This is a genomic window from Pseudalkalibacillus salsuginis, assembly GCF_021646685.1.
Classification (GTDB): domain Bacteria; phylum Bacillota; class Bacilli; order Bacillales; family Fictibacillaceae; genus Pseudalkalibacillus; species Pseudalkalibacillus salsuginis.
Genome location: NZ_JAKJHW010000003.1, coordinates 263,428 through 286,934 on the forward strand (window position 1 = coordinate 263,428; position 23,507 = coordinate 286,934).

The window sequence follows — 23,507 nt, forward strand, 5'->3', positions numbered from 1 at the left end:
GTCCCTTAGAACGCCGAAAACGGAACTTAAGGTACTCATAGGAGCTTTATGAGTCCCTTAGAACGCCGAAAACGGAACATAAGGTACACATAGGAGCTTTATGAGTCCCTTAAAACGCAGAAAACAGAACTTAAGGTACTCATAGGAGCTTTATGAGTCCCTTAGAATGCTGAAAACGGAACATAAGGTACTCATATGCTGTTTTTGACCTTGAATACACATAAATAGGAACAACAGTGGTTGATCACTTGCGAAGAATCCAAATACAAGAGATCACTCTAAAAGGGGTGGATATTGTGGAATTGAATGAAGTCGGCGGTGGACAACTTGTTTTATCGGAAAAATACGGAAATACGGGGTTGTCCGTGGTCACCCCGAAAAGTGAAGAAGAGATCGAGCAAATCCTCCGCACTGCAAATGAGGAAGGGAAAAAGATTTCAGTGATGGGAAGGGGGACGAAACGCGGTTATGGCGGTGTGAAACAAGAATACGACCTCGTTCTCTCACTCGCCAATTATAAAGGGATCATTGAGCACATTGTCGGTGATATGACAGTGACGGTAAGGCCTGGCACGACAATAGCGGGACTACAGGAATACCTCAAAAAGTACGGGCAGATGGTTTCCATAGATCCCAGCTGGCCGGAGGAGGCGACGATCGGTGGTGTCATTGCGGCGAATGAAAGCGGTCCGAAAAGGTTGAAGTATGGGGCTGCCAGGGATCTGGTCATCGGGTTGAGGGTCGTCTATGCTGATGGAAGTGTTATCCGGACAGGCGGGAAAGTTGTTAAAAATGTGGCGGGGTATGATATGAACAAATTGTTCATCGGTTCGATGGGGACGTTAGGTGTGATCTCGGAAATCACGATGAAATTACGGCCGCTGCCAAAGTTTGAAAGCCTGGTCCTTTTATCGATCGACGAAGATCGGTTGGAAGAATTGAAAGCGTTTACGGTGAAGCTGCAGGATTCGATGATTGAACCGGTATCACTCGAACTGGTGAACCCCTCTTTATCGAAAAAGCTGCTCGATCGGGAGGAATATACTCTTCTGATCGCGTTCGAGGATGTGGAAAAGGCTGTCCGTTACCAAGAGGAATGGGTTGCAGCGAACAAACCGGATGCGGCGATCCTGTCCAATTTATCTTCAGATGAATCGAGGGAATTTTGGAAGGGATTTTCCGTCATCCAGCCGAACGCATTGAAAGAAAATGAACCAGCTGACCATGTTCTGGCGACCGTCAAAATCAGCAGCAAGAACATGCAGGTGTTCGACATCCTCGAGGAAGTGCGGCGACTGAAGCAAGGAAACAAGGCAGAGCTGGATGCTCATGGAGGGCTAGGCCATGGTTTGAGCTTCATCATTTTAAAAGGGCCAGAAGAATCAGTCACATCTACTATTGCCAGCTTGCGTGTTTTTGTCAGGACAAAACAAGGATTTACAACCATTAAGCATTTGCCATTTGAACTCCGGAAAAAGATCGACACCTGGCACGATAATCCTTCTTACTTTTTCCTGTTCGAAGGCATCAAACGGAAAGCGGATCCCAAAAACACCTTGAATTACAAGCGCTTTATAGGAGGGATATGAAATGGCTGTAGAAATGAAGGAACAACAAACGAATATCGAACCGCCTTGCACCTCCAATAGTTTGAGCAATTACTTATGGGACGATCACCCTGATGAGGAAAAGTGGGCAGATTGTGTCCATTGCGGGATGTGTCTCGAATCATGTCCAACCTATCTCGAAACAGGGCAGGAGCAGCATTCGCCCCGTGGCCGTGTCCATCTGATCAAATCGGTTGCAGAAGGAAAACTGGAGGTGAATAAACACTTCATGGATCCGGTTTTCCAGTGCCTTGATTGCCGTGCATGTACGACGGCGTGTCCTGCAGACGTCGATGTCGGCGGATTGATTGAAGAGGCGAGGGGGCAAATCCGCCAAGCGATGCCGTTGAAAGGTTGGAAAGGAGTAGTGAGCCGCCTGTTCCTGAAAGATCTTTTCCCGCATAAAAATCGATTGAATGCTGTCGGTGGTATCCTGAAATTTTACCAGAAGAGCGGCCTGCAAAAAGCCGTTCGGAAATCAGGGGCCTTGAAGGTAATGCCGAAGCATCTTGTCGAGATGGAATCGATCATGCCTCCGATCCAACAACCGGTCCATAAGAAATACAAGGATGTCGATGTGATTCCTTCCAACGGCAAGCCAAAAGCAAGGGTTGCGATGCTGACAGGATGCATCATGGATGTCATGTTCGCCGATATCAATCAGTCGACGATCAATGTCCTGGCCTATAACGGTAATGAAGTCGTTTTACCGAAAAACCAGACATGCTGTGGAGCCCTTCATGTTCATGCGGGGGACCGCGGGACCGGAAAAAAACTCGCCAAGCAGAATATCGAAGCATTCCGTGATGCGGAGAAAGTCATTGTCAATGCGGCTGGATGCGGTTGTGCGTTAAAAGAATACCCGGAGCTGTTCCGGAATGACCCTGAATGGAAAGAGAAAGCCGAAGAATTCGCCGAAAAAGTCGAGGATATTTCAAAATATCTGTATGACACCGGCTATGAAAAACCGCATAGCGAATTGAACAAGCGGATCACTTATCATGACGCCTGTCATTTGGCTCATGGGCAGGGGATCCGGCATGAACCACGCAAACTTCTCAATGATATCAACGGTGTAGAGTATGTCGAACAGCCGAATTCCGATACGTGCTGTGGCAGCGCTGGGATTTATAACATCACGAACCCGGAAATGGCAGGAGCCGTCCTGGAGCGGAAAATGGAGAATGTACCGCGGGATGTCGAAATGATTTCGATGGGTAATCCTGGCTGTATGCTGCAAATGGCGATCGGGGTACAGAAATACGGCAGGAGGGCGGAGGTCGTCCACACCGTCCAATTGCTCGACTGGGCTTATCAACAGGACCAGAAGAATGGCTTAGGAACCCCGGATGATAAACAGACCATAGCTGCAAGGGAGGGGTGATTGACGATGTTTTTTACAAAAAAGAAGAAAATACCAAGAGATCCAGCCATTGAACACTTAGCCGGCATTGTTGGTGAGAAGTCCATCTTGTATAAAAAAGAAGACCTCCTATCCTACGATTGTGATGGATTCACGATTCATAAGGCGGTGCCGAAAGCGGTCGTGTTCCCAAAGGATACAGCTGAGGTTGCTGCCGTCGTAAAATATTGCTCAGCTCATAAAATGCCGTTCCTGGCCCGGGGAGCAGGGACTGGCTTGAGTGGGGGAGCGATTCCACTTAATGGAGAAGTCATCATCAGTCTAGTGAAAATGAAAAATTTGTTAAGTGTCGACTTCGAAAACAGGCAAGCGGTCGTCCAGCCTGGTTTCGTCAATCTGAAGCTAACGAACTCAATCGCGGACAAAGGCTATTACTATGCCCCTGACCCATCGAGTCAGTATGTCTGTACGATCGGGGGAAATGTGGCGGAAAACGCAGGAGGAGCACACTGTCTGAAATATGGTGTGACCACGAACCACATATTAGGGCTTGAAGTGGTCCTGCCGGATGGGGAAATCATCGAGATCAGTGAAAACGGGTTGCCGGATGCCCCAGGGTACGATTTGCTCGGGCTCCTTACCGGTTCTGAAGGTACCCTTGGAATCGTAACGAAAATCACCGTCCGGATTTTGAAGAATCCAGAAGGGAAACAAACCGTTCTTGCTTACTTTGATGATGTTGAGGATGGTAGCCAGGCTGTGTCCGATATCATCTCAGCAGGAATCGTACCGGCTGCACTTGAAATGATGGATAAAACAGCGATCGAAGGCGTCGAGGCTGGAACGTATCCAGTTGGTCACCCGGATGATATCGAAGCATTGCTGCTGATCGAAGTGGATGGCATCATTGCAGGGATTGCTGAACAAATCGAAGAGATCATGAATGTCTGCCGGAGATGGAATGTACGTGAAGTGAAGGTTGCAGAAAGTGAAGAGGAAAGAGGAAGATGGTGGGCGAACCGGAAGACCGGATTCGGAGCGATGGGTGCGATTTCCCCTGACTATCTTGTCCAGGATGGGGTGATCCCACGTAGTAAGCTTCCGGAAGTCCTTGGGAATATCCGGAAAATCAGTGAGGAATCAGAGCTCAGGATTGCGAACATTTTCCATGCGGGAGATGGAAATCTCCATCCGTTGATCCTGTTCGACTCGAGAAAACCTGGAGAGACGGAAAAAGCGTTAAAAGCTGGGTCAGACTGTTTGAAAGCGTGTGCCGATGCAGGCGGCTCCATTACCGGGGAACATGGTGTAGGAATTGAAAAGATCGAGGAGATGCGTTTCATTTTTACCGAGGGAGAATTAGAGGCGCAGACCAATGTCCGTGACGTGTTCAATCCGGATGGCTTGTTGAATAGCGGGAAGCTGTTCCCGACACCAAGCCGCTGCATGGATGTGAAAAAGGTGATGTAGAGTTTTGGACATAAAAAGAAATAATCAGCTTAGGAGTGATGGAAATGAAGTTTGCTAGATTCATGTATAAAGAGAAAGAGCATTATGGAGTGGTAACTGAGGATGGAATCAAGTTGATTGAGGGAGAAATTTTTGGAAGCTGGGAATATAGTGGTGAATTACTGGTAAGAGACGATGTCGAGCTCCTGGCACCAATCGTCCCGAATAAGATCATCGGAATCGGCGCCAATTATGTTGGTAAGATGGAGGAACTCCCATCTTCACTGCCGGAAATGCCAGTCTTCTTTTTCAAACCGGATTCCTCTGTAACAGGGCCTGATACCGAAGTGATCGTTCCTGAAAGCCTTGATGAAATCAAATTTGAGTCAGAATTGGCGGCCGTCATCGGGAGGGAAATGAAAAATGTCCCGAAAGAAGAAGTCCTTGACTTTATTTTCGGGTACACCATCGGAAATGATGTAACAGCTCCACAATTTTTCCATGAGAACGGCCATTGGACCCTTGGGAAGGCATTCGATACGTTCACGCCGATCGGTCCGGTCATCGAAACGGAGCTTGATCCAAGTAAAGTCCATGTAAGAGCGGAGGTGAATGGCGAGGAGAAACAAAACAGCCTGACGGAGCTCATGGTCGTGCCGTTAAAAGATATGATTGCTTATCTTTCAAAGGTTATGACCCTCCAACCAGGTGATGTCATTTTGACAGGCAGTCCATTAGGCGCCGATTTTGTAAAGGACGGTGATGTCGTCGAATGTAAGATTGATGAGATTGGCACTTTGAGGAACACGTTCGTGAAAGCCCCAGTCCCGGTCAAGTCCTGAAGTTCTGATTCTACCGGTGAACAGGGGAGGGTATTGAAAAATAATAGGGTTATAGGAGGTAAATATGAGTACTGGTGCTTTGGCGTTATTGTCACTTTTACCGATAGCTGCTGTCGGGATCTTCCTCGTAGGGCTCAGATGGCCGGCAAGTAAAGCGATGCCCATTTCCTACATAGTGGCGGTTGCATTGGCTTTATTTGTATGGAAGATTCCCGGTGTGACGGTTGCTGCTGCCTCTGTCAATGGATTAGTCGTTGCTGCTACATTGCTTTATATTATTTTCGGTGCCATTCTACTATTGAATACGTTACAGGAAAGCGGAGGAATCAAAACCATCCGGGAAGGATTCATCGGGATTTCTCCAGACAGGCGGGTCCAGGTCATCATCATCGCCTGGCTCTTCGGGTCTTTCATTGAAGGATCCGCTGGTTTCGGTACACCTGCAGCGGTGGCCGTCCCGTTGCTTGTTGGACTTGGGTTTCCTGCCATGGCTGCCGTTGTTGCTGGAATGGTCATCCAAAGTACCCCTGTTTCCTTCGGTGCGGTAGGTACCCCGATCCTTGTCGGGGTGCAATCAGGGTTAGTGACTGATCCTGGGATCACGAGTGACTTCCTTGCCCTGGTGACGATGATCGGTGGAAAGGTCGCAATCGTCCATGCGGTTGTCGGGACACTTGTTCCATTGTTCGTCGTTGCGCTCATGACTCGATTCTTCGGAAAAAACAAATCGTTCAGAGAAGGCCTCAAGGTTTGGAAGTTTGCCTTGTTTGCGGCTTTTGCGATGACGATTCCTTATGTGATCGTCGCGAATTTGCTCGGACCTGAATTCCCTTCTTTGATCGGCGGCCTCGTCGGACTTGCAATTGTCGTTTTTGCGGCCAAAAAAGGATTTTTAATGCCGCCGAAGGAGGAGCATTGGGATTTTGAAGAAAAGTCCAAATGGGATCCATCCTGGACTGGCAATATCGTCATTCATGACATCGAGCATAGAAACGGCAGGATATCGATGGTCCGTGCGTGGATGCCTTATATCCTCATTGGCTTGTTTCTTGTTATCACAAGGATGAAAGCGCTTCCTTTCCAAGGTTGGCTCCAGTCCTGGACTGTCTCGTTTGAAAATATGTTCGGAACCGGGATTACAGCAAGCCTCCAGCCACTCTATTTACCGGGCACGATTTTCATCGTCGTCTCGTTGATCACCTTTTTCCTCCATCAGATGGATCAATCGTCTTATCAAAGAGCGTGGGCACATTCGGGAAAGACGATGATCCCGGCATCTACCGCTCTTGTCTTTACGGTTCCGATGGTCCAGGTCTTCCTCAATTCAGGTGGAGGGGCTGCTGGTTATGAAAGGATGCCGATTGAACTTGCCAATGGTGTAGCCTCCCTAACAGGGGACATTTGGCCGTTGTTTGCCCCGTTCATAGGTGGACTTGGTGCATTTATCGCAGGAAGTAATACGGTAAGTAATATGATGTTCTCCTTGTTCCAATATGATGTAGGTTCAAGGATTGGAGTAGATGCTTCCTGGATCGTGGCGCTGCAAGCTGTTGGGGGAGCAGCCGGGAACATGATCTGTGTGCATAATGTCGTTGCAGCTTCCGCAGTCGTCGGGTTAGTCGGAAAAGAAGGGGATGTCATCCGAAAAACACTTATTCCGTTCCTCTACTATGCGACTGCAGCAGGAGCACTCGGGTATTCGATCGTCTGGACGGCTGAAAAAGGGATCATGAATCTCGGTACAGCCATCATCACAGTCATAGCAGTCCTGGCCATCTATACGATTTCGACCAATAAGAGCAAGATGGACCTCCTTCAGGTGAACAGCCAGAAACAGATCAAGTCTATTAAATAAAGATCGAAGGGGCTGATCGTTTCTAGCGTTTTATTGATGATTGACACTTCTGTTGAACGATTACACTATTTCAGGTCTGCTCTCTATAAAAACTTGTTCATATGTTGTTCAAAAATCCGGTCATTTCCATGTTGGCCGGATTTTTTCTTTTCCTACTAAGGACACAGAATAAAACCGGCTTCGAATTATTATTACTACTAATCGATTGAATTTCACTAGGCAGCTGCCGATAAGTAAAGTAATGAGGTTTTTGTCATGTATCCGTTGATATTTTTTGTCGATATTTACAATACACCTAGTTATTTCTAATTAGGTCCAAAACTAGAATTTTTATACTAACAGACTATTTCGTAGCAGGAATTTATAGGTTATTGTAGAAAGGTACTTGAAAAAGTAAAAACTTGTCGAATCTTATCGAAGGCGAAAAGTAGCATTATACCTAGTTTTCGTCACATTTTATAACAAATTGAAACACAAATGTAATACTATTTTGGGTTATTTTGGCGAATTGAGATGTTATAATAAATTGTGCTGAAAGTCAATCTTAACTAAATCTATTATTATACTTTGAAATAAAATTACAGGATATTTACTTCGATTAGAATTGACAACAAGAGAAAAAACAGGGTGTGATGTAATTGATCGAAATGATCGATGTTTGGAAAACCTACCCTAATGGTGTCATGGCACTGAATGGGATAGATGTCCATATAGAAAAAGGGGAATTTGTTTACGTCGTTGGTCCGAGTGGTGCCGGTAAATCGACATTCATTAAATGTATGTACCGGCAGGAAAAACCGACCAAAGGCAATATCATAATCAATGGAAAAAGTTTGGCGAAGTTAAAAGAACGCCATATTCCATACTTAAGACGCCAGATCGGCATCGTATTCCAGGATTTCAAACTCCTGCCCAAATTAACTGTATATGAGAATGTCGCGTTTGCTCTCGAGGTCATCGAGGAATCACCTAAGGTCATACGTAAACTAGTGATGGAAACACTTGAACTCGTAGGTCTCAAGAACAAAGCGCGGTTTTTGCCTGATGAGCTCTCTGGCGGTGAACAGCAGCGTGTGTCGATTGCAAGATCCATCGTCAATAAGCCGCATGTTGTGATTGCGGACGAGCCGACAGGAAACTTGGATCCAGAAACGGCATGGGGAATTATGGAGGTATTAGAAGAGATTTCGAATAGAGGGACCACTGTAGTCATGGCTACCCATAATAAAGAGATCGTAAACACGATCAAACGACGGGTGATTGCTATTGACGGAGGTCGTATCGTACGTGATGAGAAAAGGGGTGTTTACGGGTATGAGGAAACTCCGGACCCTGTCTCGCCACGTTAAAGAAGGGTTTAAAAGCCTTGGACGGAACGGCTGGATGTCATTCGCATCCATCAGTGCAGTTACCGTCACCCTTTTGCTTGTAGGTGTGTTTCTACTATTGTTACTTAATATCAATGCTATTGCTTCACAAATAGAAGATGATGTCGAAATCAGGGTATACCTTGATAAAACGACAGACGAAAATGGACAGCAACAGATTGAAAAAGAATTAACGGGAATCGATCGAGTCAGTGATGTCCGTTTCGTTCCGAAAGATGAAGGCCTGAAAGAGTTGATTGATAGTTTAGGAGATGAAGGAGAAGTCTTCGCTTCCCTTGAAAATGAAAATCCACTGCCTGATGCTTTTGCTGTCAAGACAGTAAAGCCTCAGGATACACCTGTAGTGGCCAAGAAGATTGAGGGCATCGACAACGTCAACAAAGTAGAGTACGGGAAAGGCACGGTCGAAAAACTTTTTAAGGTCACTGACACAGCCCGTAACGTTGGCTTGATCCTGATTGTCGGATTGTTGTTCACAGCCATGTTCTTAATTGCCAATACAATTAAAATCACAATTGTCTCACGAGGAAAAGAGATTGAAATCATGAAACTGGTAGGGGCAACGAATGGATTCATCCGATGGCCGTTCTTTGTAGAAGGATTCCTGTTAGGGGTTCTTGGATCACTCGTCCCGATCGGATTGTTGATTCTAGCCTATCAGTTCATATATGAAGCTGTGAGCGTGGATTTGAAAACAGTGTTCATTCAGCTTCTCCCTGTCTATCCTTTAATGTTCCAGCTGGCTGGATTGCTTATCGTGATAGGCGCATTCATTGGCGTATGGGGGAGCTTGACTTCTGTCCGTAAGTTCTTGAAAGTTTAAATCAACCAGACAAAGCCTTACTCGCCTTTGTACTGGGGAGGATATCAATACTTTCTGTAAGTTAAAAAATAGGGTGGAGCTGCCGCTGCGGCGGACTCCGACTCCTTATATACTTAAAAACTCGAATGGGGGATAAGAGATTGAAAAGGAAGTTCATAGCCGTCGCAGCCTCAGTCAGTTTATTGATCGGTGGATTCAATTTCACAGGGGGAAATGAGGCTCATGCCGAGTCTTTAAAAGATAAGATCGATAGTGTGAAAGAAAAGCGTGAAAAAAATAAGTCTAAACGAGAAGAAGCGAAGAAAGAGATAGAAAAAATTAAAAATAACCAAAATCTTTTGGATGCTGAAATCAAAAAGCTAGACCAACAAGTCGCTGATACACAAAACAATATTGACTCAAAAGAAAAAGAAATTGCAAAGACGAAAGAAGAAATTGAAAAACTGAAAGCTGAAATCCAAGAAACGGAAAAGCGTATTGCTGAACGTGACGAAATGCTGAAAGATCGCGTAACAGCAATGTATGAAAACGGTGGTTCTGTTCAATACATAGAAGTATTGCTCGGATCTCAAAACTTTGGGGATTTCCTTGATCGTGTTTTTGCTTTGAACGAAATTTCAAAGCAAGATAAACAAATCCTCGAAGAACATAAAGCAGACAAAAAAGCTCTTGAAGAAATGAAAGTGGAGATTGAACAAGAGCTTGCTGATCTCCAAAAGCAAATGAAAGAACTTCAAAGTTTGAAAGATGAATTAGATACTCAAGTAAAACGTAAGAATGCATTGTTAAGCGACCTGAAAGAGGAAGAGGAACATATGCATGAAGAAGTCGGGAAATTAGAAGATGAAGCCGATCTGTTAAGTAAGCAACAAGCGGCATTTGAAGCTGAAAAGCGTCGTCAGGAGGAAGCAGCCCGAGCAGCAGCTAAGAAAAAATCAAGCAGCAGTGGAGACACAGCATCGACTCCTGCCGTAACAGGCGGGATGTTTATGAAACCGGCAGCGGGAAGATTTACTTCCGGATTTGGTCAACGTTGGGGATCCATGCATCCTGGTATTGACATCGCACAGGGTGGAACGGTTCCTGTCGTAGCTTCAGCATCCGGTACAGTCATCAAGTCCTATTACTCAAGCAGTTATGGAAATGTAATCTTTGTTGCCCACTATCTCAATGGACAAACCTATACAAGTGTTTATGCTCATCTACGTTCGCGTAATGTTGGTAATGGAGCCTCTGTCAAAAAAGGACAGCAGATTGGGATTATGGGGAACACAGGAAGATCGACTGGTCAGCACTTGCACTTTGAAATCCACAAAGGACAATGGAACCAAAGCAAGTCGAATGCCATCGACCCACGTCAATTCTTTTAAGATATGAATTCAAATCACACCTCAATGATTGGGGTGTGATTTTTACGTTACTTAAATATTGTCAACATCTCCTTTGACAAAGATACGTTTACATTGTATTGATGGTCCTCTTGTAAACGCTTTATGATAAAGGTAATCGTAAAGTTGTTAAAAAAGGGAGGAATAAATATGGTTGAAAATAAAAGTCAATCCGGCATAAGAGCTAAAGTTCAAAGATTTGGCAGCTTCTTAAGCGGGATGATCATGCCTAATATTGCAGCATTCATTGCTTGGGGGATCATAACTGCTTTATTCATTGAAACAGGTTGGTTGCCAAATGAAAGCTTGGCAGAACTAGTAGGACCGATGATCACGTATTTACTTCCATTATTGATAGGATTCAGTGGTGGACGTATTGTTTATGGTTTGCGCGGAGGTGTCGTCGGGGCAACTGCGACGATGGGTGTCATCGTCGGTGCTGACATACCTATGTTCCTTGGTGCAATGATAATGGGGCCACTTGGCGGTTATGCAATAAAACAGGTCGACAAATTGTTTGAAAACCGCATACGTTCTGGATTTGAAATGCTTGTCAACAATTTCTCTGCCGGTATTACAGGTGCAGTTTTGACTATCATCGCCTATCTTGGTATCGGTCCAGTGGTAAGTGGAATTACGAAAGCCCTTGGAGCCGGTGTAGAAGCGATGATCAATGCCGGACTATTACCATTGGTCAATCTATTCATTGAACCTGCTAAAATCCTGTTCTTGAATAACGCGATCAACCATGGAATCTTGAGTCCACTTGCAGTCGATCAGGCACAGCAGGTCGGTAAATCGATCCTATTCTTACTTGAAACTAATCCAGGCCCAGGGCTAGGTGTCCTGATAGCTTTTATGGTATTTGGTAAAGGGATCTCCAAACAAACCGCTCCTGGTGCCGCAGTCATCCATTTCCTTGGTGGAATTCATGAAATCTATTTCCCTTACATCTTATCGAAACCAGCTTTAGTCCTTGCTGTCATGGCTGGAGGGGTAAGTGGAACAGCAACATTTGCAGCTTTCGGAGCCGGTCTTACATCCACTCCTTCTCCGGGAAGTATCTTCGCTCTAATGGCCTTGACACCGAAAGGGAACTTTGCTGGTGTCATTTTAGGAGTACTGGTTGCTACATTGGTATCTTTTGTTGTTGCTTCAGTCATTTTAAGAACGAGTAAGCAGGATGAAGATGACCTTACGGAAGCGACTACCCGGATGGAAGCAATGAAAGGAAAGAAAAGCCAGGTTTCTGATCAATTGATTTCCCGGAAAGATGATGAAGAAGTAACTACGACTGATGAGCCTGTCAATCGAGATACGAATGAAGTGCCAAGTGTCAATGAGGAAAATATCGATAAGATCATCTTTGCTTGTGACGCTGGGATGGGATCCAGTGCGATGGGAGCTTCATTATTGAAAAATAAATTTAAGAAAGCCGGCATTGAGATCAATGTCACCAATATGGCGATCAATGATCTTCCTGCAGATGTGGACATTGTCATTACCCATAAGGATCTGACCGAGCGGGCGATCCAAAAGGTTCCTGAGGCACACCATATTTCTGTCGATAACTTCTTGAACAGCCCTAAATACGATGAACTGGTCAATGAATTGAAGAAAGATTGAAAAAACATATAGGAGCTGAGCTGTCCCAAAACAATGGTGCACTAATGGGTCAGCTCTTTCGTTTTGTATGTAGGTAAAATCAACCGTGGGGCATACCCCAATTAAATTTTGTCAACAATAGATCAGACGGTATTACATTTAGTTTTCATTGATATATATAGGGTGGGAAACGTAAAATTTGATTTAAACAGGGTCTTGAAATTCAAATTTTGTCAAACAGAGGAGGTGATTGACTGTTGTATATTACAGCCAGGGAACGAAAAATATTGGATGTTTTGTTACGGACCAAGGATGAAATTCCAATAAGAGAGATTGCCGATCAGATTGGTGTCAGCTCTAGAACCATTCACAGGGACCTTAAAGGATTGGAACCTATTCTGAAGTCTCATGGAATCATACTCGACAAAAAAGCTGGAAGTGGGTTGAAATTAATCACCTCTGTAAGGAATCGCAATTCGCTTTTATCCATTATCCATCAACAAATACAGGCAGATTATATGCCAAGTGAAAGGCAGGCATTGATCCTTTTGAAGTTGTTGGAAGCGAATGACCCTGTAAAATTATTCACTCTTGCTGATGAATTAGGAGTAACGGTTGCTACCATCAGTAATGATTTGGATAAGGTTAAAAGTTCGTTGGAGAGTTTTCAGTTATCTTTGATTCGCAGGCGTGGCTATGGCGTTGAAATTCAAGGGGATGAAACACATATCAGGGAAGCGATCGGGTATCTGATCATGCAGCATACGGATGAAATAAACCTTTTGTCCCTTTTGCGTGAAAAGATAGTAAAACCGATTCCGGCAACGGCCAACACATTGTCTGAACAACTTTTGGGACTTATCAGTAAAGAGAAGCTGAAGATCATTGAACAGAGTGTCGATGCCATCCGCAATTCCTTACAAAACCAATTAGTAGATAGTGCGTATATTGCGCTGGTGATCCATCTGGCATTGGCATTGGAACGGATCCAACAAGGAGAGACGATCCGTATGCCTCTCGAACAGCTGGACAAACTCAAGTCGACGAAAGAGTTCGGTGTAGCGCGAAATTTGATCGAGCAGCTGGAGGATGTTTTTAATATCACGATTCCTGAGGCAGAAATGGGGTATATCACCACCCATCTTTTAGGAGCGAAAGTGCGTAATGGTGAGGATTTTTCAGAAGAGACAGATTTAATGATGGCCTTCAAAGCAAAGCAGCTGATCGAACTTGTTTCCGAGAGAATAAATGTGGATTTTAATCAGTCTGACCACCTTCTGAATGATCTGGTCAGTCATTTGAAACCAAGTCTATATCGGCTTCAGGAAAATAAGGAGATCGAAAATCCGTTAACAGATCAGATTGAACGTGATTACGAAGAGCTTTTTCAAATTGTAGAGGAAACAGCCCATGAAGTGTTTCCATATCATTTTCCAAAGACGGAAATAGCATTTCTTGTCATGCATTTCGCTTCTGCTCTTTTGAGTATGGAAGCTTACCGAGGACTGAGAGTATTGGTCATTTGTTCGAGTGGGATCGGGACATCGAAAATATTAGCGGCAAAATTAACTAGACAATTCAAAGAAATTGAAGAAATCGAGCATCGATCGTTATTCGAGCTGGAAGAGTTGGATACAACTCGGTACGACCTGGTTGTTTCAACGATTGCTTTGTCCGATATTGACCAATACATCCAAGTCAATCCGATGCTTCCCACTTCAGATATCCATAAAATCGCGCATGTACTAAGGAAGATACGAATCTCTGATTCAATCAAAATAAAAAATTTCGATGAAGGAAGGAAACCGTTCTCCGATAAAACAGCAAAGGAAATCCGGGGTTCTGTTGAAGCGATCCATAAATATGCAGAAGTAGTAGATCAATTGTTGAACGCCATGAAGGTTACGCATCATCTTATGGGGACCTATGAAGAAATATTGAAAGTAACGTGTCAGTATTTTGAAACGGAAGGGTATATCGATGACGGTCATTCTGTCATGGAGGCACTATTAAAACGTGAGCAACTAGGTGGTCTTGGAATTACTGGCACGAAGCTTGCTTTATTTCATGCAAGGCATGGACAGATCAAACAACCGATCTTTACGGTTCAAATTCTGGCGGAACCTATTTCAATTCAGAGCATGGACCAGACCGCTATGGAGATTCATACGATTTTACTCATGCTTGCGCCGGCGAATATTCATAAGGAAGGACTGGAGGTATTGAGTTTTCTTAGTTCATTGATTGTGGAGAGTTCAGAAAGTGTCCAGATCCTTCAATCGAAAAATGCTGAAAAAATTGACCGGTATGTAGCCAATCAACTGCATCGGTTCTTAGAAGAAAAACTATCATAAAGGGGAAATGAAAATGTCTGATACGATCTTAACTGCTGAAAATATCGTTTTGGATGCGAAGATTCCGAACAAAAAAGAAGCCATTCGTTTTGTAGGGGGAATCCTTTACGATCAGGGGTATGTAGAACAAGGATATATTGGTGAAATGTTGAAAAGGGAAGAAATCACGTCTACTTATATGGGGAATTTTGTGGCGATACCACACGGGACAGATGAGGCGAAAAAATCTGTCAAGGAAACAGGGTTAAGCATTGTCACCGTTCCTGATGGTGTGGATTTTGGTGATGGGAATACTGTGAAATTGTTGATCGGTATTGCAGGAAAAGGGGATGAGCATTTAGAAATCCTCTCAAAAATCGCGATAGTCTGTTCAGAAGAAGCGAATATCGACAAAATTCTTCAAGCTAGAACAGCAGAAGAAGTCATTTCTATATTTGATGAGGTGAACTGACATGTTAGCGATCCATTTCGGTGCCGGTAATATTGGACGTGGATTCATCGGGGCCTTATTAGGAAAAGCAGGCTTTCAAACGGTCTTTGTGGATGTGAATGCTGAATTGATTGATGAATTGAACCGTCGGGGCTCCTATACGATTGAGCTTGTTGGAAATGATGAAACCATTGAGGTGAACGGAATCAGTGGCCTGAATAGCCTGAAGGATCCGGAAGCTGTCATTAATTCAATTGCTGAGGCAGATCTCATCACCACAGCTGTAGGTCCTGATATCCTGCCTATCATATCCGATTTATTGGGGAAAGGATTGCAAAAACGATTGGCCCAGGGTGGTAAACAGCTGAATGTTATAGCTTGTGAAAATATGATTGGTGGCAGTACTCTTTTGAAGGACTATGTGTACAAAAACATCAAGCGAGATACGAAACATTCATTAGAGGATATCATCGGTTTTCCGGATGCAGCTGTCGATCGGATCGTCCCGCTTCAAACCAATGATGACCCGCTGCTTGTAAAGGTTGAGCCCTATTACGAGTGGGTAGTGGAAACGAAGGGAATGAAAGGTGCGAAGCCGGATATTGCAGGAATCACATTTGTCGATGATCTTACTCCCTATATTGAACGCAAATTGTTCACTGTAAATACGGGTCATGCAGCTGCAGCTTACTTAGGGTATCGAAAAGGATATCAAACTATAAAGGAAGCAATGGAAGATAGAATCATCCAAAATGATGTCCGACGAGCTCTCCAAGAATCTGGAGAGGTTTTAATCCGAAAATACCAGTTCAGAACTGAGGAGCACCAGGCTTACATTGAAAGAATCATAGGCCGTTTTTTGAACCCGCATATTTCTGATGAAGTGACACGTGTTGCCAGAGCACCAAAACGCAAGTTGGGAGCTAACGATCGTCTGGTCGGACCTGCGATTGACTATTTAGAACTTGTCGGAAAGAATCCGATCCATCTTGGAAAAGTCATCGCGGCGGCCTTATGTTACGATCATCCAGATGATGATGAAGCGATGGAACTTCAGGATTCCATACAAAAGCTTGGATTCATCGAAACGTTCAAAAAGGTTGCTGGCCTGAATGATTTTAGTCGGTTGTTAATGATTGTTAAAGAGCAACTTGATAAGCTGAATAGATAAGTCTTTGATGACTTAAGAAGTAACAAACTTTTATGATTTTTCATTTGATATGGGATTAGGTCAAAGAACACTCTCATGTACAATAGGAAGGGAGTGTTCTTTAACATAATCCGAAGTTTTCAGTTTAATCAGAACTAGTAAACGTTCTATACAATTCTTAATAAAAATATCGGAAAGGTGTTTTTGATGGGGCCAAGATTTCGTAGACGGAAAAAAAAACGACGGGTAATCAGATTTTTGTTTATAATGCTTTTTGTTATACTGCTCGTGCCGGTATCATATGCAGGTTATCTGTATACGAAAGCATCAGAGGTAACAGATAACGCTCAGGTTTCTTTAGACAGGGGAGAGAAATCCGATAAGAGGAAAGAAACCGTCAACCCGAAAAAAGATAATTTTTCCATGCTGTTTGTCGGCATTGACAGCCGTGATGGAAAGGCAAACGGTGCCCTTTCAGACGCTTTGATCGTGGCAACCTTCAATAAAACGGACGAAACATTGACAATGTTAAGTATTCCAAGGGATTCCTATGTGAACATTCCAGGCTACGGGATGGATAAAATCACCCATGCCCATTTAAGGGGTGGAATGGAGTTGACAGTCCAGACGACTGAAGAACTGCTTGATATTCCAGTGGATTATGTTGTACGCGGGAATTTCCAGGCCTTTAAAACAGCAATAAATGAACTCGGTGGAGTCAAGGTCGATATTGAAGATCAATACGTCGTCGATCAGATTGCAAAGGATACGAATGGGAAAGTCGTATTGAATACTGGCGATCAAACGTTGAATGGTGAAGAGGCTTTAGCTTTTGCCCGTACACGTAAAGCGGATTCCGACTTTAAGAGGGGGGAACGCCAAATGCAAATCATCCAGTCAAGTATCAATAAGATGAAATCCTTTTCTTCAGTATCAAAATACGATGATTTATTGGACAGTCTTGAAGGCAACTTTTCTTTGAATCTCTCATTTAACGAGGTTCTCTCTTACGTCCCTTATCTTACAAACATTAAAGAGATGAATAAACTCCAATTGGAAGGGTATGATTACCAGCCTGGATCGACTTATTACTTGCAGCTTGATGAGCAGAAATTGAATGAGGTCCGGTCCCAATTGAAAAAAGAATTGGGGTTGGAAGAAGGAACGGATAGCCAGTTTACAAGTTAAAGCGGCTTCTTACGGATTCTTGTATAAAATAATACTAATTTCCTTGTTAGATTTTAGGTTGTGTAGTAGTATGAAGCTAGCTTATACGTTTACTCAATTATACTTGAATGCGATATTCCCTCCCTTTCCATGGAGGCGATCAACAAGCCTCGCAAACAGGGCCACGCCTTTCCTGCAGGAGTATCGCGGATTGCGTTAAAAGAATTAATTTAAACGCATATTGTGTTCTTTCCACACATAAAGTATACAAGCTGTTCATATAGTATATCGAGTAAGTGAATGGCACGGACTTAGGGGGACCTTACTCATGTGAGAAGGCATCGCATCTTTGAGGTGTGGTGCCTTTTCCTGCAAACACGATGGGGTGATGAAATGAATGTGAAAGGTAAAGTGGTGGCATTGTTGGTAGCAGGTTCACTTGCTGTTGGAGCAGGCGGAACATATACAGGAATGACTTTGTTCTCAGATGAAGGTAGTTCCTCGCTTTTAGAAAAAGGAACTGAAAATGGTACAGATCTCAAATTGGGGAGCTCCAGCGCAGGTGAAGATTTCGACAAGATCGAACAGACATATGAGCTCATATCGGAGAAATATGTAGAGGATGTTGACAAGGATAAGCTTCTCCAAGGGGCAATACAGGGCATGATCAATACACTGGATGATCCTTATTCGGTCTATATGGATGCCAAGACAGCAGAGCAATTCAATGATACATTAGAGTCCTCTTTTGAAGGAATCGGCGCAGAAGTTACGATGATGGATGGATATGTGACAGTCGTGGCACCATTCGAGGATTCCCCCGCTGAAAAAGCAGGTTTGAAGCCACGTGATCAGATCATTACCATTGATGGTAAAAGCACAAAAGGACTTGATCTATACGATGCAGTACTGAAGATCCGTGGTAAAAAAGGGACGACAGTGAAGCTTGAAATCAAACGGGCAGGGGTCAATGACAAGTTGACCATCGATGTGAAGCGTGATGAAATTCCAATTGAGACAGTGTACTCTGATCTCATTGAAAAAGATGGGAAAAAAATCGGGCATCTAAAAATCACATCCTTCTCAGAAGATACGGCTTCTGATGTTGAAAAGCAGTTGAAGGAGCTTGAGGATAAGGGAATAGATGGGCTGATACTCGATGTCCGTGGTAATCCAGGCGGCTTCCTTAACGCCGTTCAAGACATCGGCAAGTTGTTCATCACGAAAGATGAGCCGATCGTCCAAATTGAATCGCGGGATGGAGATAAGCAGCGATTCTTCTCAGACACAAGCAAGAAAAAGGATTACCCGATTGTCGGCTTGATCGACAGTGGAAGTGCTTCTGCTTCAGAAATTTTAGCCGCTGCTTTAAAAGAAGCAGGTGGATATGAGGTCGTTGGTGAAAAGTCCTTCGGAAAAGGAACCGTCCAGCAGGCGGTCGAAATGGATGATGGCAGCAGCATCAAGCTGACGATGTTCAAGTGGTTGACGCCCGATGGTAACTGGATCCATAAGAAAGGTGTCGAGCCGACAGTGAAACAACAGCAACCAGGCTTTTATCGGGCAAGCCCGATTACGATTGAAAAACCGTTGTCGTATGATATGACAGGAGAACAGGTGAAAAACGTCCAGACGATCTTGAAGGGACTAGGTTTCAATCCTGGCAGGGATGATGGATACTACGATAATAAAACGGAAACAGCTGTGAAGGCATTCCAGAACGCCAATAAAGTGAAGGCAACTGGTAAAGTGGATGAAAAGACCGCATCATTGATGGAACAGAAGCTTCTTGAAAAGATCGATAGTGGAAAGAATGATCAACAGCTTCAGACGGCAATTGAAGTTTTATTCGAAAAGTAATAGCAGGATGAAACCTTCGACTGTCGAATATATCCGTAGAAGATTCCCTTCTACGGATTTTATTTTGTGTTCGTTTTCGAATGCTATAGGAGGAAGGTTATGGATATGTACATAGGTGATATTGTGTACCAATTGTTAGCGTTTTTGATGGTTCTTAGTATCATCTCAGGGATCGTATTTTTATTTACATACATTCGGTATAAGAAAAACCGTCTTAAAGAAATTGAACGTAAGCTTGATCACGTGATACAAAAAATAGACAAACGATAGATTTTTGGAGGCTGGAAAATGCAAGATATATTGTGGAATGTACTTAAGGGAATCGGTTGGTTCTTTCTCAATCCACTTCTTTACGTGATAGTAGTATTGATCGGATTCCATGCGGTCACCCGTGTCAAAAGAGAGCGTAGTGATTTTCACGTGCGGGTATTTGACACGATGGACGACTTTGTCAAGGGGATTGGACCGGGACTCTTGCTAGGATTGATTTTTTCCATATTTAGCGTATTCGCCGGTTTGTATCTGCCAATCGGCGTCATCGCTGTCATGTCCGTGTTCTACATATTACTCGGGCTGACATTGCGTAAAAATTATTTCAACCCGGTGTTTGCTGGAGGTTTGACCTATCTTGCCGCTGCTTATATGCCGTCATTCACAACGGGTGTGCGGATCATAGATAGTTGGCTGGTGGATTTGCAAGGAGCTTCTCTCGGTATGATTGCCCTTTTGATCGCTGCTTTGGTTGTAGCGGAAGGCATTCTTATCATGGCGATCGGTGTGAAAAATACGTCCCCGATCTTGTTACGGGGTAAAAGAGGTAAAGGAATCGGAGCCCATGTCATCAGTCGGATATGGCTCGTACCTCTATTCATACTCGTCCCAGGGTCTGTTGTAGCGACTTCAAACTGGTTCCCGTTGCTGCAAATCGGTGAGGCGAGTGTCGGTATCGCACTCGCTCCGTTTGCGATCGGATTCCACCATGTCGTCTCCCAGTCGATGCCAGAACCAATCGTAAAAAGTATCGGCATCCGGTTCCTATGGCTTGGGATCCTATTGCTTGCCGGTTCCATCGTCCTTCTCACTTTTGATTTGGAGATGCTCAGCATTATTATTGTCTGCCTGGCGCTAGTTGGGCGTAATGCATTGATCCTTTATTACAGGAAGTTGGAAGTCAAGAGTTCCCCATACTTCAGTGCTATGAATGAAGGATTGCGGGTGTTGGGGATCATCCCAGGATCCCCTGCTTCTAAAATGAACATCTCGATCGGGGAGCGGATCATCAAAGTGAATGGAAAAAAGATGGAGAGGGTTGAAGATTTTTACGGAGCGGTACAGAGCAGTGCAAATTTCGTTAAGCTTGAGGTACTTAACTTCAACAATGATGTCCGGTTCGTTCAACGTTCCCTGTATCAGAACGAACACCACGAACTTGGCCTCTTATTCGCACAGCCAGAAAACGCCAGACGAAAAAAAGTAGTTGGCTGATGTGATTTCTCAAAATAAACTGGAATTTTTTCATAATAAGCTAGAATTTTTTCACCAGGATTTGAAGGAATAGGAAATTTATTAATGGGTGCAATTTTTCTTGGAGTGGGGTTCATTTGGTTTCTTATTTCATTTATTGTGGGAAATTTCAGAAGAAAAGAAAGCTAAACTTTTACTCAAGATAAGGGCGTAATTCTGTAATTAGAATTATGCTCTTTCTTAATGTTAAGGGTCATATTGTAAAGTAAAGAAGGACATTAATTGGATCACCTAGTTTTGTAAGCTATGCCCTTAAAGGGCTGTTTTCTGGAATAAGACTGAAGAATAATTTAGGGGGATTAAATGAAGAATAAAAACATAGATGCATTGCAATTGATTGATAAATATCCAAGGGCAACTTTTGCAATAATGGACATGGCAGGTCATAACCTGCAAATTGAGCAACCAGACCTGTTCGAGGCATTAGTAAATAATTGGCTCGATAGACTTGAATCTGTTTCGTTGTAGGAGCAATGACCATTTTACCCTCGTCTAAAACTTATTCCGTAATCGGGCGCCTATTTGAAATTGAACTGCACCCCAATTGTTAGACACAACTAACAATTGGGGTGCAGTTCATTCATTAAGGTAAGCGTCTTTATTAATGAAAATTAAGGATTAAGTTAGTCTTCTGGTATTGAAATAATTGGTATTAAGTAATCGGGGAGTTTAGTGGAACAACAAGTGACATAAACATAGGAAGTTACGGTGTCGACGATATACCCTTACACAACCTACGAAGGTATGTAACTGAACACTGAACATCCTTACGTTTGGCTCTGGAGGCGGGAACCTATGAGCCTTCTCCTGTACGTCGAGTCGAAATCCCGAAACCAGACGGAGGGGTAAGGCTTTTAAGTATCCCTACCGTGGTGGACCGGTTCATCCAACAAGCGATTGCACAAGTACTATCCAACGTGTTCGACCCCACCTTCTCGAATTATAGCTATGGCTTTAGTCCGCAACGGAACGCTCATCAGGCGGTATGTCAGGTGAAACAATACATTCGAGAAGGAAAACGGTGGGTCGTCGACATGGACTTGGCGAAATTCTTTGATAAGGTCAATCATGATAAACTCATGGGTCTTCTGGCGAAGTCGATTACCGACAGTACGCCTCTCAGACTCATTAAACGATACCTGAAGTCGGGGATTCTCATGAATGGCGTGTGTGCCAGGTCGACAGAAGTAACTGTTTTTTGCACTCGATTCAACGGCTTTATGCTTTAAAAGATGTTCGAATTTCGAAGTGCAATAGTTGTCAAAGCAATGTTTAATTGTTATATTTAATATATCAATTAAACATTGCAAGGAGTTACAATGAGCAAATTATATAAGAAAATTTACTTTGAAATTTTAGAAGAAATAAAAAATGGAACACTGAAAACTGGGGATAGAATCCCGTCTGAAAATGAACTTGCCGAAAAGTTCAATGTAAGTCGGATCACAACAAAAAGAGCTTTAGATATGTTGGCTCAAAGAAATATAATAGAACGATATCGAGGAAAAGGATCCTATGTTTCGGATATTAACACTACAAGTAATTTAACTTTAGAGAAAGAGAATAATCTCTTTCTATCCAATACCAAACAAGAATTAGTTGGATTTATCTTTCCTGGGTTTGGGGATGATTACGGCAGTAAGCTTCTCGATTCGGTTGAGAAAAGATGTTCTAAACATAACCTGGCTATGGTCATGAAACAAACATTGGGTAATCCTCAATCAGAGGAAAAAGTAATAAATTCTTTAGTAGATCTTGGTGTCAGGGGATTAATCTTATGGCCTTCTCCAGGAAAGCATTATAATAATGCATTACTAAGGTTAGTTATAGAAAATTACCCGCTTGTTTTAGTAGATAGATACTTAACAGGAATACCTTCAAGTGCAGTTTGCATTAATAATAAAATGGCAGCAATTGAGTTAACAAACTATATGTTAGAGATTGGACATAAACATATCGCTTACCTTACACCTCCAACAGGGGGAACTTCTTCTCTCGAAGATAGACTAATGGGATTTCATGTCGCAATGGCAGACAAAGGTGTAAGAATTAAACCTGATACGATCTTACAGAATATAAGGAGTACCCTGCAAAATTCAAATAATAGAAAGCTAAGAATTGATGAAAATGATAAAAACGAAATAAAAAAATTAATTCAAAATAACCCAGAAATCACTGCCTTCATTACAAGTGAGTATTTGGTTGCTGTTTTACTATATGAAATCTTAATCTCATTAGGTAAAAAAGTGCCAGAAGATTATTCTATTGCATGCTTTGATACCCCAACAAATACTATAGGTGAACCACTCTTCACTCATATATTGCAAGACGAAGAAAAAATTGGGGTTAATGCTGTTGATTTATTAATTAAACATATTCAAGAAAGTGATACGCCTCCAATTCACTCTGAGGTTGGATTTAAGGTGATTAAAGGAAGATCTACACAATCGAGATCAATGAAAGCAATTTAATAATAGAAGCTATGTTCATGTGAATGTAGCTTCTATTATTTTTGGTTCGTACGAGAAGATCTACAGTTGTGAAGTAAGAATGGTAATGATTACAAATTTTCTTATGTTAATGCACTTTCAATGTGTAGTTTTTTGTAAAATCAAACTGAAATTTTCAGAATCTTGCAAAAAAAATATTGACATATTTAAATTTAAGTTGTTATAATGACATCATTAATAACAGAGTTGATA

Annotated in this window: 17 protein-coding genes and 2 pseudogenes; all 19 read left to right on the plus strand. The window is 43.0% G+C overall.

The genetic code is table 11. From position 1 onward, the window contains the following. Nucleotides 1-296 precede the first annotated feature (296 nt). The gene (locus tag L1611_RS10610) at nt 297-1,589 is read left to right on the plus strand and encodes an FAD-binding oxidoreductase (RefSeq protein ID WP_236313070.1); all 1,293 of its coding nucleotides are present in this window, start codon (nt 297-299) and stop codon (nt 1,587-1,589) included. 1 nt (nt 1,590) lies between these two features. Next, nucleotides 1,591-2,991 (plus strand): (Fe-S)-binding protein, encoded by a 1,401-nt coding sequence (locus tag L1611_RS10615; RefSeq protein ID WP_407681719.1) that lies wholly within the window; start codon nt 1,591-1,593, stop codon nt 2,989-2,991. 6 nt (nt 2,992-2,997) lie between these two features. Continuing rightward, complete coding sequence (locus tag L1611_RS10620; RefSeq protein ID WP_236313071.1) at nt 2,998-4,440, plus strand: FAD-linked oxidase C-terminal domain-containing protein; 1,443 nt, start codon at nt 2,998-3,000, stop codon at nt 4,438-4,440. Between the two features lie 44 nt (nt 4,441-4,484). Continuing rightward, nucleotides 4,485-5,261 (plus strand): fumarylacetoacetate hydrolase family protein, encoded by a 777-nt coding sequence (locus L1611_RS10625; protein WP_236313072.1) that lies wholly within the window; start codon nt 4,485-4,487, stop codon nt 5,259-5,261. Nucleotides 5,262-5,325: 64 nt separating this feature from the next. After that, a complete protein-coding gene (locus L1611_RS10630; RefSeq protein ID WP_236313073.1) occupies nt 5,326-7,116 on the plus strand; it encodes an L-lactate permease in 1,791 nt (596 codons plus the stop codon). 638 nt (nt 7,117-7,754) lie between these two features. Then, entirely contained in the window at nt 7,755-8,465 is a 711-nt protein-coding gene (ftsE, locus tag L1611_RS10635; RefSeq protein ID WP_236313074.1) for a cell division ATP-binding protein FtsE, read from the plus strand. Then, on the plus strand, nt 8,431-9,327 hold the full coding sequence (ftsX, locus tag L1611_RS10640; RefSeq protein WP_236313075.1) for a permease-like cell division protein FtsX: 897 nt from the start codon (nt 8,431-8,433) through the stop codon (nt 9,325-9,327). The genes ftsE and ftsX overlap by 35 nt, the downstream gene beginning before the upstream one ends. 140 nt (nt 9,328-9,467) lie before the next feature. Further along, nucleotides 9,468-10,697 carry a murein hydrolase activator EnvC family protein gene (locus tag L1611_RS10645; RefSeq protein WP_236313076.1) on the plus strand — a complete coding sequence of 410 codons (1,230 nt, stop codon included), beginning with the start codon at nt 9,468-9,470 and terminating at the stop codon, nt 10,695-10,697. 168 nt (nt 10,698-10,865) lie between these two features. Next, nucleotides 10,866-12,341, plus strand: a complete 1,476-nt coding sequence (locus L1611_RS10650) for a PTS mannitol transporter subunit IIBC (RefSeq protein ID WP_236313077.1) — start codon at nt 10,866-10,868, stop codon at nt 12,339-12,341. A 236-nt stretch (nt 12,342-12,577) separates the two neighbouring features. Further along, nucleotides 12,578-14,674 (plus strand): BglG family transcription antiterminator, encoded by a 2,097-nt coding sequence (locus tag L1611_RS10655; RefSeq protein ID WP_236313078.1) that lies wholly within the window; start codon nt 12,578-12,580, stop codon nt 14,672-14,674. Nucleotides 14,675-14,687: 13 nt separating this feature from the next. After that, complete coding sequence (locus L1611_RS10660; protein WP_236313079.1) at nt 14,688-15,125, plus strand: PTS mannitol transporter subunit IIA; 438 nt, start codon at nt 14,688-14,690, stop codon at nt 15,123-15,125. A gap of 1 nt (nt 15,126) precedes the next feature. Further along, nucleotides 15,127-16,275, plus strand: a complete 1,149-nt coding sequence (locus tag L1611_RS10665) for a mannitol-1-phosphate 5-dehydrogenase (RefSeq protein WP_236313080.1) — start codon at nt 15,127-15,129, stop codon at nt 16,273-16,275. A 186-nt stretch (nt 16,276-16,461) separates the two neighbouring features. After that, nucleotides 16,462-17,442, plus strand: coding sequence for an LCP family protein (locus tag L1611_RS10670; protein WP_236313081.1), 981 nt, complete (start codon nt 16,462-16,464; stop codon nt 17,440-17,442). Nucleotides 17,443-17,820: 378 nt separating this feature from the next. After that, nucleotides 17,821-19,281, plus strand: a complete 1,461-nt coding sequence (locus L1611_RS10675; RefSeq protein ID WP_407681727.1) for a S41 family peptidase — start codon at nt 17,821-17,823, stop codon at nt 19,279-19,281. Between the two features lie 99 nt (nt 19,282-19,380). Beyond that, complete coding sequence (locus L1611_RS10680; RefSeq protein WP_236313083.1) at nt 19,381-19,551, plus strand: DUF4083 family protein; 171 nt, start codon at nt 19,381-19,383, stop codon at nt 19,549-19,551. A gap of 18 nt (nt 19,552-19,569) precedes the next feature. After that, a complete protein-coding gene (locus tag L1611_RS10685; protein WP_236313084.1) occupies nt 19,570-20,766 on the plus strand; it encodes a PDZ domain-containing protein in 1,197 nt (398 codons plus the stop codon). Nucleotides 20,767-21,126: 360 nt separating this feature from the next. Beyond that, nucleotides 21,127-21,273, plus strand: a pseudogene (locus L1611_RS10690) (alpha/beta fold hydrolase); the annotation flags it as partial. Between the two features lie 191 nt (nt 21,274-21,464). After that, nucleotides 21,465-21,998 (plus strand): annotated as a pseudogene (locus L1611_RS10695) (reverse transcriptase domain-containing protein); the annotation flags it as partial. 126 nt (nt 21,999-22,124) lie between these two features. Continuing rightward, entirely contained in the window at nt 22,125-23,276 is a 1,152-nt protein-coding gene (locus L1611_RS10700) for a GntR family transcriptional regulator (RefSeq protein ID WP_236313085.1), read from the plus strand. Nucleotides 23,277-23,507 lie beyond the last annotated feature (231 nt).